Source organism: Clostridioides sp. ES-S-0005-03, from assembly GCF_020658455.1.
Lineage (GTDB): Bacteria > Bacillota > Clostridia > Peptostreptococcales > Peptostreptococcaceae > Clostridioides.
Map to the genome: position 1 here is coordinate 204,128 of NZ_JACVWI010000002.1, position 16,109 is coordinate 220,236.

At 31.8% G+C, this 16,109-nt stretch carries 14 protein-coding genes; all 14 read right to left on the minus strand.

Annotated elements, in window-relative coordinates; all coding sequences use genetic code 11:
• Positions 1-3: 3 nt before the first annotated feature.
• Positions 4-1,293 (minus strand): hemolysin family protein, encoded by a 1,290-nt coding sequence (locus tag IC218_RS10050; protein ID WP_227434359.1) that lies wholly within the window; start codon positions 1,291-1,293, stop codon positions 4-6.
• Positions 1,294-1,524: 231 nt separating this feature from the next.
• Positions 1,525-2,199, minus strand: coding sequence for a flavodoxin family protein (locus IC218_RS10055; RefSeq protein ID WP_227824337.1), 675 nt, complete (start codon positions 2,197-2,199; stop codon positions 1,525-1,527).
• Between the two features lie 25 nt (positions 2,200-2,224).
• On the minus strand, positions 2,225-3,568 hold the full coding sequence (locus IC218_RS10060) for a uracil-xanthine permease family protein (RefSeq protein WP_227824338.1): 1,344 nt from the start codon (positions 3,566-3,568) through the stop codon (positions 2,225-2,227).
• A gap of 163 nt (positions 3,569-3,731) precedes the next feature.
• The gene (locus IC218_RS10065; RefSeq protein WP_227824339.1) at positions 3,732-4,079 is read right to left on the minus strand and encodes a TIGR03792 family protein; all 348 of its coding nucleotides are present in this window, start codon (positions 4,077-4,079) and stop codon (positions 3,732-3,734) included.
• Positions 4,080-4,198: 119 nt separating this feature from the next.
• On the minus strand, positions 4,199-5,599 hold the full coding sequence (lpdA, locus tag IC218_RS10070) for a dihydrolipoyl dehydrogenase (RefSeq protein ID WP_227482062.1): 1,401 nt from the start codon (positions 5,597-5,599) through the stop codon (positions 4,199-4,201).
• Positions 5,600-5,657: 58 nt separating this feature from the next.
• Positions 5,658-6,665, minus strand: coding sequence for a dihydrofolate reductase family protein (locus IC218_RS10075; RefSeq protein WP_227482061.1), 1,008 nt, complete (start codon positions 6,663-6,665; stop codon positions 5,658-5,660).
• A 28-nt stretch (positions 6,666-6,693) separates the two neighbouring features.
• A complete protein-coding gene (locus IC218_RS10080; protein WP_227482060.1) occupies positions 6,694-8,091 on the minus strand; it encodes an amidohydrolase in 1,398 nt (465 codons plus the stop codon).
• A gap of 138 nt (positions 8,092-8,229) precedes the next feature.
• A complete protein-coding gene (locus IC218_RS10085) occupies positions 8,230-9,495 on the minus strand; it encodes a dihydrolipoamide acetyltransferase family protein (RefSeq protein WP_227824340.1) in 1,266 nt (421 codons plus the stop codon).
• Between the two features lie 17 nt (positions 9,496-9,512).
• Positions 9,513-10,490, minus strand: coding sequence for an alpha-ketoacid dehydrogenase subunit beta (locus IC218_RS10090; RefSeq protein ID WP_227434351.1), 978 nt, complete (start codon positions 10,488-10,490; stop codon positions 9,513-9,515).
• A complete protein-coding gene (locus tag IC218_RS10095; RefSeq protein WP_227482058.1) occupies positions 10,490-11,470 on the minus strand; it encodes a thiamine pyrophosphate-dependent dehydrogenase E1 component subunit alpha in 981 nt (326 codons plus the stop codon). The genes IC218_RS10090 and IC218_RS10095 overlap by 1 nt, the downstream gene beginning before the upstream one ends.
• Before the next feature lie 36 nt (positions 11,471-11,506).
• Entirely contained in the window at positions 11,507-12,466 is a 960-nt protein-coding gene (gene mch / locus IC218_RS10100) for a methenyltetrahydromethanopterin cyclohydrolase (RefSeq protein WP_227434349.1), read from the minus strand.
• 27 nt (positions 12,467-12,493) lie between these two features.
• On the minus strand, positions 12,494-13,228 hold the full coding sequence (locus tag IC218_RS10105) for an SDR family NAD(P)-dependent oxidoreductase (protein WP_227824341.1): 735 nt from the start codon (positions 13,226-13,228) through the stop codon (positions 12,494-12,496).
• Positions 13,229-13,361: 133 nt separating this feature from the next.
• Positions 13,362-15,614 carry a molybdopterin cofactor-binding domain-containing protein gene (locus IC218_RS10110; protein ID WP_227824342.1) on the minus strand — a complete coding sequence of 751 codons (2,253 nt, stop codon included), beginning with the start codon at positions 15,612-15,614 and terminating at the stop codon, positions 13,362-13,364.
• Complete coding sequence (locus tag IC218_RS10115) at positions 15,607-16,095, minus strand: (2Fe-2S)-binding protein (RefSeq protein WP_413927142.1); 489 nt, start codon at positions 16,093-16,095, stop codon at positions 15,607-15,609. The genes IC218_RS10110 and IC218_RS10115 overlap by 8 nt, the downstream gene beginning before the upstream one ends.
• Positions 16,096-16,109: the final 14 nt, after the last annotated feature.

Genomic DNA, 16,109 nt, shown 5'->3' on the forward strand with positions numbered 1-16,109 from the left:
TAATTATATTACACTTTTTATGATTAATTTTACAACCCTCAATTTATCCAATTCTAATATAGTAAAATTGTAATTTTCAAAAGTTACACTTTGATTTACTTTAATGTTTGAACCAAGCATATAGGATATCCAACCACCTATACTATCAAATCCATCATGTTCTATATCAAGCCCAAAGTATTTATTGATATCATTGATTGATTCAGTTCCATCAACTAAGTAAGAACTTGTTCCTATTTTCTTAATATGAGTTTCTTCTTTATCAAATTCATCTTGAATTTCTCCTACTATCTCTTCCAGTATATCTTCAATTGTTACTACACCAGATGTACCACCATATTCATCTACCACTATAGCAAGTTGGAGTTTTTCTTTTCTTAATTTCTCAAGAGCCTTATCTATAGTACAATTTTCTGATATATATATAATATCTCTAAGTATTTCTCCTAGTTCAATTTTATTTCTGTTTATTTTTTGATTATACAAATCTCTTATATGTACAAATCCTAATATATCATCTTTATTTTTCTTACATACTGGATACCTAGTAACACCTTCATCTCTCAAAATAGATAATATCTTTTCCTCCGAGTCACTTTCATATATACAAATCATATCAGTTCTAGGTACCATTATCTCTCTAATTTTCTTTTCTTCAAATTCAAAAATATTGTCAACTAATCTTTGCTCTGATTCATCTATAAGCCCACTTTTATAGCTTTCTTCAACTAATAATCTTATTTCATCACCTGTATGTGGCTCATCAACTTCATCTGCTTGTGAATATCCAAATGGCTTAAGAAATAAATCAGTGCTTAGATTAAAAAAGTATATTATTGGATATGTCAATTTATAAAATCCAATCAACAAAAAAGATGTACTTAGCATTATTCTCTCTGTATTATAAAGTGCTAAGGCTTTAGGAACAAGCTCCCCTATTACAACTTCTACCATTGTTATAATTAAAAAGGAAATAGAAATTGATATTGTATATATAACACTTTCACTAAGATTAAATATACTTATTATTGGCAATATTAACTCTTTAACTGTAGATTCTCCCATCCATCCTAGTGCAAGTGAACAAAGTGTTATCCCAAGTTGACATGCAGAAAGATATGAATTTAGATTATCTTTTATTATTTTACACCTTTTAGCATTATTATTACCTTCAGCTATCATAGTATCTATCCTAGAACTACGAAGCTTTACCATAGCAAATTCACAAGCTACAAAAAATGCATTTATTAAAACAAGTACTATTATAAGTGTTACATTTAATAACTCCCGCATAAAATATTGGCCCTTATAATCTTATAACATAAGAAATTTATAAGAACTCAAAGTTCCCCCCCTTATATTTATAAAATTTAATTTATAATATATATTCTATCATATTTATTAATATATCTTATTTTATTACAAATAATTTTAAATACAAAATTACCCCTCTTAATATTTATGATGGGTTGTATCATATATTAAGAGGGGCTAATTAAATTTTACGTATGGGCAATATAAATTTTAGTGGTCTTTTACAGGACTTTTTTCAGTTTCACTTGTTATTCCTAATTCTTCTTTTTCAATATTCCATTTTTCAAGACCATATTTAGATATTTTAACAGCTTCTGCTAGACCTCTCCCAAGTCTTTTTATCGTATTCATGCCTACTTCATCATCTTTTGCACCTTGTTCTTTTGCATCTTTACTCCAAATACTAGCACCAGTGTATCCTCCAATAAGTCCTCCTGTTACCAATACCTCATGCATTAAAAAGAAATTTATTATTGGTAATCTGGCCATTTCTTGTCCACCATATCTAGTTCCACCAGTAGTTATAGCAGCTCCTACTTTATTTTGTAAATTACATCCATGTACTAAATACATATGTCTTAATCTATTTAACACAGCAGTCAATTGAGCAGTTATTCCCATATCATAAACAGGAGAACCTATTATAAATCCATCTGCTTCTAACAATTTTTTCTCTAGTTCGTCCATATCATCTTGTATAGTACATTTTTCTGCTTTTCTCATACAAGCATCACAATGTATACATGGACCTATATTTTTTCCTCTTACAGTCCAAAAGTCAGTTTCTATTCCTGGTATTTCTTTAGCTTCCTCTAAAGCTTGTAGTATTGCATATTCAGTTGCTCCTTTTCTTGGACTTCCACATATTCCTAGTATCTTAGCCATAACTATACCTCCCACAAATTTTAATTTAAGCCTCTATGTTTATATCATTAGACTTATTCGATTTTATTGATAATATATATTTAATTATCATTGCTACAATAAATACTGATACTATACAAGAATTTCCAACTAAGGTTCTAATAATCTCTGGAAACTTTTCTAAAGTCTGAGGAACTGAAGTTATACCTATACTTAAGGTAATTGAAACTCCTGCTATAAGATTGTTATCTGACGTAAATCCACATTGACTTATCATATCATAACCAGCCATAGCAATTGATGAAAATACGATTAAAGCGACCCCTCCTATTATGCATGAAGGTATAGTAGTTATTATTGCACCCAATAATGGCGAAAATCCAACTAAAATTAATACTACTCCTGTAATTGACAATACAAATCTACTAGTAACTTTATTTATAGCTACGATTGCAGCATTTTGACCAAATACTCCTGTTGGTATTGAACTAAATACAGATGCAATTATGGATGTTAATGCATTTCCCATTGTAGCAGACTCTAATTCTTTATCTGTAACCTCTCTATTCATAGCTCCCATTGTAGCAATTGTTGCTGCTCCCATCATATCAGCTATAGCTACCATAAATAAAATGGCAAACATTAATATTAAATCAAGTCTAAATTCTAGACCAAATACCAATGGCTTTGGAAAAGAAAGTATTGATGTCCCTTGAATTGCAGAAAAATCAACCAATCCAAATGCAAGTGATACTAAATAACCAAATATTATACCTATTAAAATTGCAGCATCTTGAACCAAACCCTTGCCAAATTTCATAAGCAAAATTATGACTACAACAACTATAAGTCCTATTGCGAAATTTATAGGTTCTCCAAATGTGGCTGAGCCTTCTCCCCCAGCTAAATTTTTTACAGCGGTTGGAAATAGACTAATACCCATACAGGCAATCATTGTACCTGCTATAATTGGAGTAAATAAATGTCTTATCTTCTTAATTCCAAAGGCTATAAAAAACACTACTATTGCCCCTCCAATTTGAGCTCCAAAAAGAGCTTTAAGCCCATATTTTCCAGCTACTGAAAGACATGCACCTAAAAACACATAATTTGTTCCCATTATTACAGGAAGCTTTGAACCAAGCCTATGCCCTTTAAATAGTGGTATTGAGTACAATTGTAGTAAAGTTGCTATTCCAGCTACCAACATAGCACCTTGCATAAGCATAGTTGACATCTGTTTATCAAGCCCTACTATATTCGATATAAGCATAGCTGGAACCATATTACCAGCTATCATTGAAACAAAATGCTGTAATCCTAAAGGTAAAGCTTCCTTAAAAGGCGGTTTCCCCTCTAGATGAAATTTTGATGTATCGTGCTCTTTCATAAAATAAATCCTCCCATAAATTTTATTTTTCTTTACGACCATGAATTTATTAACAATTAATTTTGAGCTATACACATCTTAATCTAGTTAATTCTTAACTTAAATGATATTTATTTTAACTAAAATATTATTTATGTATAGTTGTTTAGTGCACTTAATCTTATTATTTATATTCTCTAAGTTTATACTTTTTATTGACATCATGCTCTGCTCTTACAAACTCTAAATTTCCTTCTCCCATTAATTCAGACATTCTTTTCTTTCTATCACTTAGCCAATCTTTATCAATATTTTTATAGTACTTGTAATCTGTCCAATATATTATTGATGTTATTTCTCCTGGATTACTTTCACTAATCCATATCTCAGAACCAGCAAATCCTTCTAATAATTCTAGACCTTTAATCCAAATCTCATAATCTAATTGTAAGTACTTTTCTATTAATTTAGTATCTATCCTAAAAGTTAGCTCTTCAATAAATAAAGGTCTTTCAAATGATTTTAATTTCATATTATATACTTCCCTCTTTAATATTTGACTACTTTTTTATTTAAATGCTTTTTACATTTAAGTACTTTCAACATAATATTCTTGCATATAACCACTCTTTATTTTTACTTCTTGCAAGACTACCTTCTAGCAGGAGGTACATGTATTGCTTTACCTACTATTCCCATAGTAGCTTCTGCAAAAGCTTCTGATAAGGTTGGATGTCCATGCATAGTACTTACAACTTCTTCAACTGTCAACATTGCTTTCATTGCAATTACAGCTTCATGAATTAAATCACTAGCATTAGGCCCTATGATATGAACCCCATATATTGTAGTCTTATCTTTTGAAGCAATTACCTTAACCATACCATCTGAATCATTCATTGTAAGAGCTTTTCCATTACCAGAAAACTGAAATTTACCAACGACATAGTCTAAGTTTTTATTTTTGGCTTCTTCTTCAGACAATCCAACTGTAGATACCTCTGGAAAAGTAAAAATGGAATTTGGTACTAAGTCATAATCTACACTTGTTTTTTCCCCTACAATTCGTTCAACAACTACTTTGCCTTCTTCAGATGCAACATGTGCAAGCATTATTCCTCCAATTACATCTCCAATTGCATAAATACCTGGCACAGATGTACAGTAATTTTCATCGACTTTTATTCCCTTTTTATCATATTTGATGCCTAAATTATCTAGATTTAGTCCATCTACATCTAACTCTCTTCCTGTAGATATAAGTACATTATTACAAGCAATCTTTGTTTTTTCTCCATTCTGATTTATATCTACTACTAGTTCTTTATCACTCTTAGATATTTCTTCTACTTTTGATGAAAGTAGTATTTTAATCCCCCTTTTATTAAGTAGTTTAGTTAACCTACTAGATACCTCATTATCAACCATAGGAATTATATTATTCAAGAACTCAACTATAGTTACATCTGAACCAAATTCATTTAAAATTCCTGCAAACTCAATTCCTATAACTCCACCTCCAATTATTACTAATTTCTGAGGCAACTTAGTTATTTCTAAAGCTTCTTTACTTGTTATTACTCCCTCCAAATCAATCCCTTTAATAGGAGGCTTAGAAGATTTTGAACCAGATGCAATTAAAATATTTTTTCCTTTAATTATCTTCTTTGAGCCATCTTCTAATTTTATCTCTACAGAATCCTTACTTATTAACTTTGCTTCTCCCTTTTCTACAGTCACTTTATTTGCTTTTAATAATCCTTTTACACCACTAGTTAAGGTCTTAACTATATGTTTCTTTCTTTTCTGAACTTTTTCCAAGTCTAATTTATATTCATCAACTTTTATCCCATATTCTTCAGCATGATTAAAATAATTTAAAACCTGTGCATCTTTAAATAGTGTCTTTGTAGGAATACAACCTGTATTTAGACAAGTACCTCCAAATTCATTCTTTTCTACAATTATAACTTTTAACCCCAGTTGAGCTCCTCGAATCGCTGCAACATACCCACCTGGACCACCACCAATTACGATTAAATCAGCGTTCATATTTATTTTTCCTCCTTTTAAGTTATAGATATTAATATCTATAATTAAAATTTTAGTATCAATATTTATAGCTTGTTAAATCTACTTGATTTTTAATACCATAGCAAAGTTTCTGACGTGTAAAAATAAAATTATTTCTATGCATTCCTACTATCAATAGTTCCGAATGTGGATGTTCTAAATGGCTATAAGCTGTTGTACAGCCTGGAGTCATTTTTCCACCAACAAATACCATGGAATAATTCATAAAATATTCGTCTAATAATTCATTTTCAATTAGGTGAGTACAGTATGAAGGAGATTCGATACACATTTTTTCTATCCCTAGATTTTTAAGTACATAAAGTAATATCTTAGAGTCTGGAGTACTATCTTTACCAGTAACAATTACAGGACAAACATCAAAATCTTTGTATAATTCTTCAAATTTATAATCATCAACATCCTTAATTGAATTAAAACTCCCTATACATATGTGTTTTAAAGGAGAATTTTCTTTTATATAATCCCAACCATTTGGAGATGTGGCTATAACCATTTTATATTCCTGACTCTTATCAACTCTAAATGTATAATGGTCAAATGGAATATCTCTAGCATCAAAAGAAACTACTACTCCACATGGCTGATATTTTTTATTTAAATAGTCTTTTCTTTGCTGTGTCAAACTTTCATCAAATACATGGCATGTTATCCCAGGTTCATTTTGCAACGTTCTAGCCCCTATAATTACAGCATCTGAATATGCTCTTAGAACATTTAAAACCCAAAAATCTGCCAAGGCTCCATCTGGATCAACAAAATTATTTTTTCCAATTAAAGGGCCTGCTTTATTGTCTTCATATGCCATTTTTCCATCAGATGAAAGCACCATAGATGAAAATATATATGGTCTTTTATCTTTTGATTTTGGAAAAAACAACTCTGTATAATACTCTAAAGCATCTGGTATACAGATATTTTCATTAGATTCTTCTTTTATATTGTCTAATATCTTTTCATTTCTATTTAATACATTTATTTTTAAGTTATGTTTTGGTATATTGAAAAACTCAAGCTTATTCATACTTTGACCACCTTCTCTCAATTATTTTTTATAATCCATAAATTCTTTTTCCCCATTGCATATTTCCTAGACCAACATCCTCTATTAACTTACTTGATATTTTTTGAGTTTTATAGATTACTTTTTCTTCATCTATATTAACTATTTGATTCTTATCCATAACTACTTTTCCATCTATAATAGAAGTTTCTATATTATTTGGAGTAGATGAATATATTAATGAACTAATTGGGTCGTGAACTGGTATAGAAATTGCACTTTTATATGGATTATAAATTATAATATCAGCATTTTTTCCTATCTCTATTGACCCTAAGCAGTCTAATTTATTTATGGATTTTGCTCCTCCAAGTGTTGCCATTTCCAGTACACTTGACGAAGGTAAAAGCTTTGCATCTCTATGAGTAACTTTTTGTAATAATGTAGTCATTTTCATTACTTCTAACATATTTTGAGTATCATTACTCGCTGAGCCATCACAAGCTAAACTTATAGTCAATCCATTTTCAATAAGCTTTGGAATTGGTGCTACTCCTGCTGCTAGAACCATATTAGATACTGGATTATGAGATATTTTAACATCATATTTTTTAAATAACTCTATATCTTCATCTGACATTTGTATGCAGTGGACTGCAATAAAGTCAGGCCCTAAAATTCCTACTTTTTCAAGATATGGCACAGTCTTCATACCTCTATCTTCTAAACAGTATTTATCATCGTCCTTAGTCTCAAGTAAATGCATAGTTATTGGAATATGAAGCTCATTGGCTATATTTCTCATTTCTTTGTATCCTTCTTCTGTGTTATCCCATATAATACCAGGAGCTAATGCTAAACTTATTCTCGAGTGGTCTCTATATTTTTTCTCTAATCTTCTGACATCATCAAAAAACTTTTGTTCTGTATCATGATAGGTACAACCAAATTCTTTTGGGAATTTACTTGTATCTGTAAATCCTCTACCAAGTATTCCTCTTATTCCTAAGTCTTCAAATGCTTGAATTATACTATCATCAAGACCTTCTTTTCCATGACAGTACATATAGTCAAGTATAGTAGTTGTACCTGTTCTAATTGCTTCTATACATCCTGTTAAAGCTGCATAATAGCAACATTCTTCATCTATTTTATGTATAGCTCTTCTAACAGAGCTATCAAGCCAGTCTAACAATAATTTATCTCTTCCTAATCCCTTTAGCAAAGTCTGAAATAGATGAGAATGAGTACTTATAAATCCAGGTAAAACAAATTTACCTCTAGCATCTATAATTTTTTCAGAGATGTATTTTTCTAGTAAATTCTTCTTTCCTATATCAATTATCTTGTTCTTTTCAATTATTATACAAGCATCATTTAGTATTTCCCTCTCATTATTCATTGAAATTAGATAAGCGTTTTTAATTATCAAATCTACTTTTCTCATGTAGTAACCTCCATATAATTTTTTGCTATATCTTAATTTTGACAGATAGTTTGGAGAGAAAAAATCTTTCGAGAAACGCATAACAAACTATCTGTCAGATTACTGGTATACTATAAAATCACTTTAAATCTGGCTGAATTACATCCATCTAAAATCTAAAAGATTTTGTGTGACTTCTTGAAGAAAACGTGCTCCAGGAGCTCCGTCTACTACTCTATGGTCATGAGTTAAACTCATATTCATTGTTGAACCAGCGTAAAATGCACCATCTTTTACAAGAACTTTTTCTATTATACTTCCAATACCTAAAATTGCACTTTCTGGTGTATTTAATACTGGGGTAAAGTATGTTATTCCAAACATCCCTAAGTTAGTTATAGTAATAGTTCCATTACTCATTTCATCAGAATTTAACTTGTTATTTTTAGCTCTATCACTTAAATCACTTAGTTCAATACATATTGTTTTTAAGTCTTTTAAATTTGCATTTTTTATTATAGGTACCACCAAGCCATTTGGAATATCTACAGCTACACCTATATTAATTTCGCTACTTACTTTAAAATGATTTTCATCAACTATTTGTGTTCTAAGTTTAGGATGATTTTCAAGTGCTTCAGCTACAGCCTTTATTATAAGAGCTGTATAACTTAATTTAACTCCTACTTTTTTATACTTTTCTTTCAATCCTTTATATACTTTTGATAAGTTAGTAATTTCTAATTCAGTGGCAATTGTAGTTTGAGCTGTTGTCAATAAACTCTCATGCATTTTTTTTGCTATTACATTTTGCATTGGTGTCATCTTAGTTACCAAATCATTTTCTCCTATATTTAACTTAATGTTATTAACTTGAGAAATATTGGTAACTTCTTGCCGTACTTCTTTTTCTACTACTTTATTTTGATTGACTTCCATAACTTCTTCTACTGGATTATTGTTCATGAAATTTTTCAAATCATCAATTGTTATTGAACCATGTATTCCTGTACCCTCTATATTTGAATAGTTAATTCCTTTTTCCTCAGCTATTTTTTTAGCTCTCGGAGTTATTTTTTTGTCTATATTTAAATCTTTTTTCTTAGTTGCATTTTCTAAACTTAAAATATCTACCTCTTTTTCATTATCAGTTTTATCTATCAAATTAAATCCACTAATATCTTCATTGGCTTCTGCAATTATACAAATTAGTTCTCCACAATTAGCAATATCGCCCTCTTCAAAAAATTTTTTTCTCAATACCCCACTTTCTGGTGCTTCAACAGTATTAGTAATCTTGTCAGTTTCAACTTCTAAAATTTCATCACCCTTATTTACTACACTTCCTTCTTCAATCAACCATGTGCCAATTGTTCCTTCCTCCATAGAAAGACCAAACTTCGGCATCTTAACCTCTGTAATCATTGTTTATCCTCCCCTGACTAATATTGCATAACTTCCTTACAAGCCTTAATTAGATTTTCTAATTTTGGTAAAACAAAATCCTCTAAAACTGGTGCATATGCTACTGGAGCATCAATTGATGTAACTCTTTTTATTGGTGCACTTAGATACTCAAATACATCTTCATTTATCATTGCAGATATTTCAGCTGCCCATCCTCCAACTCTTGGACCTTCTTGAGCAATAACCAATCGACTAGTTTTCGCAACTGACTCTACTATAGTTTTTTTATCATAAGGAAATACAGTTCTAAGGTCGATTATCTCTACACTAATCCCTTCTTTTTCAAGTTGACTTGCTGCTTTATGTGCTAACCCTAACATCATTTGAGTAGCTACTATAGTAATATCACTTCCAGTTTTTTCAATCTCAGCTTCATATAGAGGAATTTCATATGGCTCAACTGGCACTTCTCCTTTAACATTGTATAGCATTTTATGTTCTAAAAATAATACAGGATTATCGTTTTTTATAGCTGAAAGCAACATCCCTTTAGCTTCATAAGGTGTTGTTGGTGAAACTACTACAAGCCCAGGTGTATTCATAAACCATGACTCTGCACAAACTGAATGATGATATGCACAGCGTATACCACCTCCCTGTACAGCACGAACAGTAATTGGGCAATGTGCTTTTCCTTGGAACATAAAATTTAATTTTGCTGCATTATTTACAAGTTGGTCAAAACAAACTCCCAAAAAATCTGCAAACATTATCTCTGGAACTGGTCTTAGTCCACAAAGTGCTGCACCATTTGATAATCCCAATATAGCTGATTCTGATAAAGCTGTATCTTTTATTCTATTTGGCCACTTAGCCATTATTCCTTTAGTAATCCCAAAATCTCCACCCATTTTAGCTACATCTTCACCTAGTATAAAAACTCTATCATCATTTTCCATAGCTTGATGAAGTGCTTCATTTATTGCCATTCCATATGAAAGTTTTCTTCCCATTATCTTATCTCCACCTCTCTATCAACATATGTGTGTGTAACTGCATCTTTAATATCTGGTGATGGACTCTCCAATGAGAATCTCAGCATTTCTTGAACATCAGCCTCTATTTCTTCTTCTATTTGCTTAAGTGATTCATCTGACATACCTTCTCTTTCAATAAGTATCTTTCTAGTTAACTTGATTGGGTCTCTATCTTTCCAATACTTAACTTCTTCTTCAGGTCTATATGCTGCTGGGTCTCCTGCAAAATGACCTTGCCAGCGATAAGTGAGAAATTCTATTAAAGTTGGTCCTTCACCTTTTCTTGCCCTATCTGCTGCTATTTCCACTATCTCAATTACTGCTTCTACATCATTTCCATCTACCCTATAACTTGGAATCTCATACCCCTCGCCCCAAGTTTTTAATTCTTTTTGAGGATGTGAATCTGTATAGTGTGTAGATATAGCATATTGATTATTAAGTAGGCAATATATTATAGGAAGTTTCCATGTTGCTGCCATATTAAGACTTTCGTGGCAAGTTCCTTCTCCTAAAGTTCCATCTCCTAGAAATACTGCTGTAACATCATCTGTTTCTTTATACACAGATGCAAAAGCTGTACCAAGACAAGTTACCATAGTTGAACCCTGTATTCCATTAAACCCCATATTTCTACATTCAATATCATTTATATGCATTGAACCGCCTCTACCACCATTTATTCCTGTAGACTTAGCAAAAATTTCTGCCATTACAAGTTTTGGGTCAGTACCACAAAGTGCTATAGTTCCATGACCTCTATGGTCTGGAAATTTATAATCTGTTTTTCTAAGTGCATCAACTATGCCTGCTTGACAAGCTTCTTGCCCTATACTTAAATGAACAAATCCTGGTATTGTTCCATTGGCAGCATATACTTCTATTACTTCTTCAAATCTGCGAATCATAACCATGTCACGGTATAATTTTTCTAATCTTAACTTACCTAATGCCATCTTATCTCCCCCTGAATCAATAAATTTTTAAGTTGTTTATTTTAAGAAACTTTTTTCAAGTACTGAGTAATTTATTTCTCCTGCCGAAAATGATTTCCCAGTATTTATATTATGTATCTGTATTTTGCCTATTGAGTGTACATCATGGTCTACATAGAAAAAGTCTCTTCCTGCCTTCTCAAATACATCTTCAAACAACTCTCCATAATTTGGAGACGAAGTTTTCCCTGCCAACTGGTGTATAGTTTTTGCAATAGCAGTATCAGTCGAATCCACCCAAAACTCAGTTTCACTACCATAAATCAATGCATCATTTATTCTTCCCATAGTCTTAAGTTCATCTTTTAATACAGGTGCGATTGGTGCTTTTCCTCTAGCAAGTACAATTTGACCTGCATCAAAGTTTTTTTCAAACATCTTATGGCATACTTGCTCAATAATTCTTGCTGACACTTGCATTGATGCTACAATACATGTACTTGGTGAAATTAATATATATGTGTCTTCTGGTTTTACTTTACAGGCATTTGCAACCTCTAAGACCGTTTCATCATTAGGATATTTTATATCTTGGATACATAGGACTGCCTCATGATAAGTGTCTTTATATGGAGTCATTTCAAAATACCAGTCTGATTTAACTCTTGCTAAAGCTCTTGCTGGTCCTGACCCAATAGTTGCAAATTCACCTTCTCCAAGTTTCCATCCAGCAATCTGTGAACCCATACATGCAATCAATGGTTTATCTATAAATACTTCAACTGCTGAGAAAGAATATTCATCATTTAATTTAAAATCTCCTAATGATACTGTTCCTAGGTCGCCTATAGAAGCCCTAGTAAATAAAACACCTGCTTTCCAGCTTCCACTACAATTTAATCCCATATCAATTATAGTTGCTCCACAATCCATCTTAACAACTTCACACCCTAATGCTTCTGCATCTTCCAGTATCTCTCTTACTACCACCATAGCTTTCTTGTTTAAACTTATCATCTTTATACCTCTCAATATATATTTTATTTATGCCTTCTTCCCACATACATCAATTGCAGCTCCCATTATTGGACTTGCTTCATCAGATGCTAAGAAAGTTACAACTTTTGATACTTCTTCCACTTGCAACATTTCTTCAAGTGGTATCGTAACTGCATCATCATAGTCAAATCTTTTTCTTGTATATTCAGTATTAGTCATACCTAAATATATTGCATTTACATTGATTCCATACTCTTTTACTTCTTCTGATAAAGTTTGAGTAAAACTTACCATCCCACCTTTAGAAGCAGCATATGCCCCAAAACCCGGAAAAAAATGTTTTGCTGCTGTAGAACTAATATTTATTATTTTTCCATACTTTTTATCAATCATTGTTCTAAGAACAGCCTTAGTACAATAAAAAGTTCCACTTAAATTAGTCTTTATCTGAACATCCCAATCTTCAATTGTAGTATCAACTACTGGAGCTGATTTATGGAGAGCTACATTATTAATCAATACATCTACACGCTCAAATTTATCTATTACTTCACTAAAACAAACTTCTACTTCTTCTGGTTTGCTTACATCACAAACTGAAACAAAGGCTTTACCACCAGATTTAATGATTCTTTCTGCAACATTATCCAATTTACTTTTAGTTCTACCAATTAAGACTACTGTTGCTCCTTCAATAGCAAAATCTAAAGCAAATCCTGCTCCTAATCCTTGCCCTCCTCCTGTTATCACAACAACCTTATCTTTAAATCTTAAATTCACAATCCATCACATCCTCTACATTCTTATAATTCAAACTTATATTTAGAAAAATGTCTTACATTTCAATATCTAAAGTATTTTAAATAAATATCTTTTTACTTTGTATAACTAATTTCTTTTGTATAAAACAACATTAAATATTTATATTATCCATTAAAATATTTTTCTTTAATGGCAAACTATAAAAATCACAGTTTAACGCATTTGCTACTGCATTTGCTACTGCTGGTGCTGATGGTACAACAGAACATTCACCTATACTCTTAGCTCCAAATGGACCTCCAGGTTCTCCACATTCTATCATTCCAACTTTTATTTGTGGCATTTCACTAGCCTTTATCATATGATACGAGCGAAATGAATTAGCTTTTATTCTTCCTCTATTATCAAACTCAAGCGCTTCAGTTAACGCATATCCTATTCCCATTTGAATTGCTCCTTCAATCTGACCTTCTACAGACATTGGGTTCAAAGCTTTACCCACATCATGTACTGCAACATATTCTAAAACTCTTACACTTGCCAGTTTAGTATCAACCTCAACTTTAGCAAAATGTACACCATATGAACTCGCTCCAGTTTGAGATGCAAAAGTTTCAGCTCCTATAATCTCTCTTAAACTTACCCTTTGAGCATGTATCATGACATCGCATAAAGTGGCTTGTTTGTTGTTATTTTTGATAGAATAAACTCTATCGTCCTTAAATTCTATATATTCTTCATCCTCTTTTAAGAGTTGGGATGCTTCTTTTAAAAGTTCTTTTTTTACTGAGTTTGCTACTTTTAAAGCTGCATTTCCGGATACAAAAACTCCTCTACTTGCGTAATCTCCTAAATTCCATGGTGATGCTTCTGTATCTGCCTGTATACATTCTATTTTTTCCTGGCTTATTCCAAGTACTTCAGATATAATTTGTACCTGCACACTTACAGATGCATTTCCCATATCATGAGTACCTGTATATAATACAGCTGAACCATCTTCATTCATTTTCAACATTAAAGCTGTTATATCTCTATGTGCCCCAAAGCATCCATTTCCATGTGAACCAACTGCCATACCTACACCAATTAAAAACCTACCATTTGATTCATTTTGCTGTCTTATTTGTTTCTTCCAGTCAAACATTTCAGCACCTTTTTTTATACAGTCTATTGGTCTTGGATTACCATGAGGACTTTTAAATCGTTGGTCTATTCCATCTGGTTCAACTAAGTTCTTAAGCTGTAAATCTAAAATATCCATATTTAGTTTTTTTGCAATTTTATTTAGTTGGGATTGTTGTGCAAAAAAAGCTTGTGGAGAACCATATCCTCTCATTGCTCCTGCAATTGGTGTGTTTGTATACACTGGTATTCCTGTATATCTCATATTTTCAATCTTATATGCTTTAAATACTTTATGACTCATTGCTCCAATTACATTTAAAGCACTTGATGCATATGCTCCTGTATTTGTTAGAACTTTCATATCTTGTGCTACAATTCGACCATCTTTCATAACACCTGTTTTTAGATATACAACTGCACCATGTCTAGTTCTTGTTGAAGCAATAGTTTCTCTCCTGTTAAGTTCTAGTTTAACTGGCCTACCTGATAGTTTTGCTAATAATGCTACAATTGGCTCAATTGTAATCTCTAATTTACCTCCAAAAGCTCCTCCAATAGCTGGACTTACTAGTCTAACTTTATTCATTGGTACTTCAAATAACTTAGATAAGATTATCCTAAAGCCAAAAGTATTTTGATTAGGACTATAAACAGTAAGTTTTCCACTGTAATCATAATCTGCAATAGCCACATGAGTTTCTATTGCACCATGATGTATAGCTGGAAGTGTATACTTATCTTCAAAAATATAATCAGCTTTTTTCATAGCTTCTTCAATATTTCCACACTGTTGTACACTTACTGCAAGCTTGTTTCCACCTTTATGGATTGGATATGCACCCTCTTGTATTGCTTCTTCTGGATTAAATACTGATGGTAATTCTTCGTATTCAACCTCAATAAGCTTCAATGCTTTTTCAGCAGTTTGTAAATCTTCAGCTGCAACAGCTGCAACTTTATCACCAACAAAACGAACAGTATCATCAAAGATATGTTCAACCTCTGGCAACTCATGTTCATAAAATCTCATGGCACTATTAAAGGCTTTTTGAGGTGAGTTTTTATAAGTGGCTATGGCTTTTACACCTTCTAATTTTTCAGCTTTTGATGTGTCTATTTTTTTAATTTTTGCATGCGCTATAGGGCTGAATAAAACCTTAGCATAAAGCATATTTGGAATTTTCATATCCGCAGTATATTTAAGTTGGCCAGTAGCTTTAAGTACAGCATCTCTTATTGGGACTCTCTCACCAATAATTTTAAATTTATTACTCACAGGTTATACCCCCCATCCTTTTTGCTGATAAAAGTATAGCCTCAACAATTTTTACATATCCTGTACATCTGCAAAGATTGTTATCTATAGACTTTCTAACATCTTCCTCAGAAGGATTTGGATTTTTGTCTAGTAAGGCTTTTGCCGACATTATCATCCCTGGAGTGCAATATCCACATTGAACAGCTCCACAATCAATAAATGCTTGTTGAATTGGATGTATATTGATTCCATCTGACAACCCTTCAATTGTCAATATCTTTTTCCCAACTGCGTTTCTTGCTAGAATCAGACATGAATTAACTGCTTCTCCATCTAAAATTATTTTACAAGCTCCACAATCACCAGTACTACATCCACACTTACTTCCAGTTAAATTAAACACTTCTCTTAAAACATAAAGTAAAGTCCAGCTTTTTTTTATACTCACCTTTCTCAATCTGCCATTTATATCAAGTTCAATAACATCTATAATCTCCACCTTCTCCCCACATA

What these genes read in the sequence shown, in the direction of transcription:
- IC218_RS10050 (WP_227434359.1), bottom strand. Translation starts at nt 1,293, where the DNA reads ATGCGGGAGTTATTAAATGTAACACTTATAATAGTACTTGTTTTAATA.
- IC218_RS10055 (WP_227824337.1), bottom strand. Translation starts at nt 2,199, where the DNA reads ATGGCTAAGATACTAGGAATATGTGGAAGTCCAAGAAAAGGAGCAACT.
- IC218_RS10060 (WP_227824338.1), bottom strand. Translation starts at nt 3,568, where the DNA reads ATGAAAGAGCACGATACATCAAAATTTCATCTAGAGGGGAAACCGCCT.
- IC218_RS10065 (WP_227824339.1), bottom strand. Translation starts at nt 4,079, where the DNA reads ATGAAATTAAAATCATTTGAAAGACCTTTATTTATTGAAGAGCTAACT.
- lpdA (WP_227482062.1), bottom strand. Translation starts at nt 5,599, where the DNA reads ATGAACGCTGATTTAATCGTAATTGGTGGTGGTCCAGGTGGGTATGTT.
- IC218_RS10075 (WP_227482061.1), bottom strand. Translation starts at nt 6,665, where the DNA reads ATGAATAAGCTTGAGTTTTTCAATATACCAAAACATAACTTAAAAATA.
- IC218_RS10080 (WP_227482060.1), bottom strand. Translation starts at nt 8,091, where the DNA reads ATGAGAAAAGTAGATTTGATAATTAAAAACGCTTATCTAATTTCAATG.
- IC218_RS10085 (WP_227824340.1), bottom strand. Translation starts at nt 9,495, where the DNA reads ATGATTACAGAGGTTAAGATGCCGAAGTTTGGTCTTTCTATGGAGGAA.
- IC218_RS10090 (WP_227434351.1), bottom strand. Translation starts at nt 10,490, where the DNA reads ATGGGAAGAAAACTTTCATATGGAATGGCAATAAATGAAGCACTTCAT.
- IC218_RS10095 (WP_227482058.1), bottom strand. Translation starts at nt 11,470, where the DNA reads ATGGCATTAGGTAAGTTAAGATTAGAAAAATTATACCGTGACATGGTT.
- mch (WP_227434349.1), bottom strand. Translation starts at nt 12,466, where the DNA reads ATGATAAGTTTAAACAAGAAAGCTATGGTGGTAGTAAGAGAGATACTG.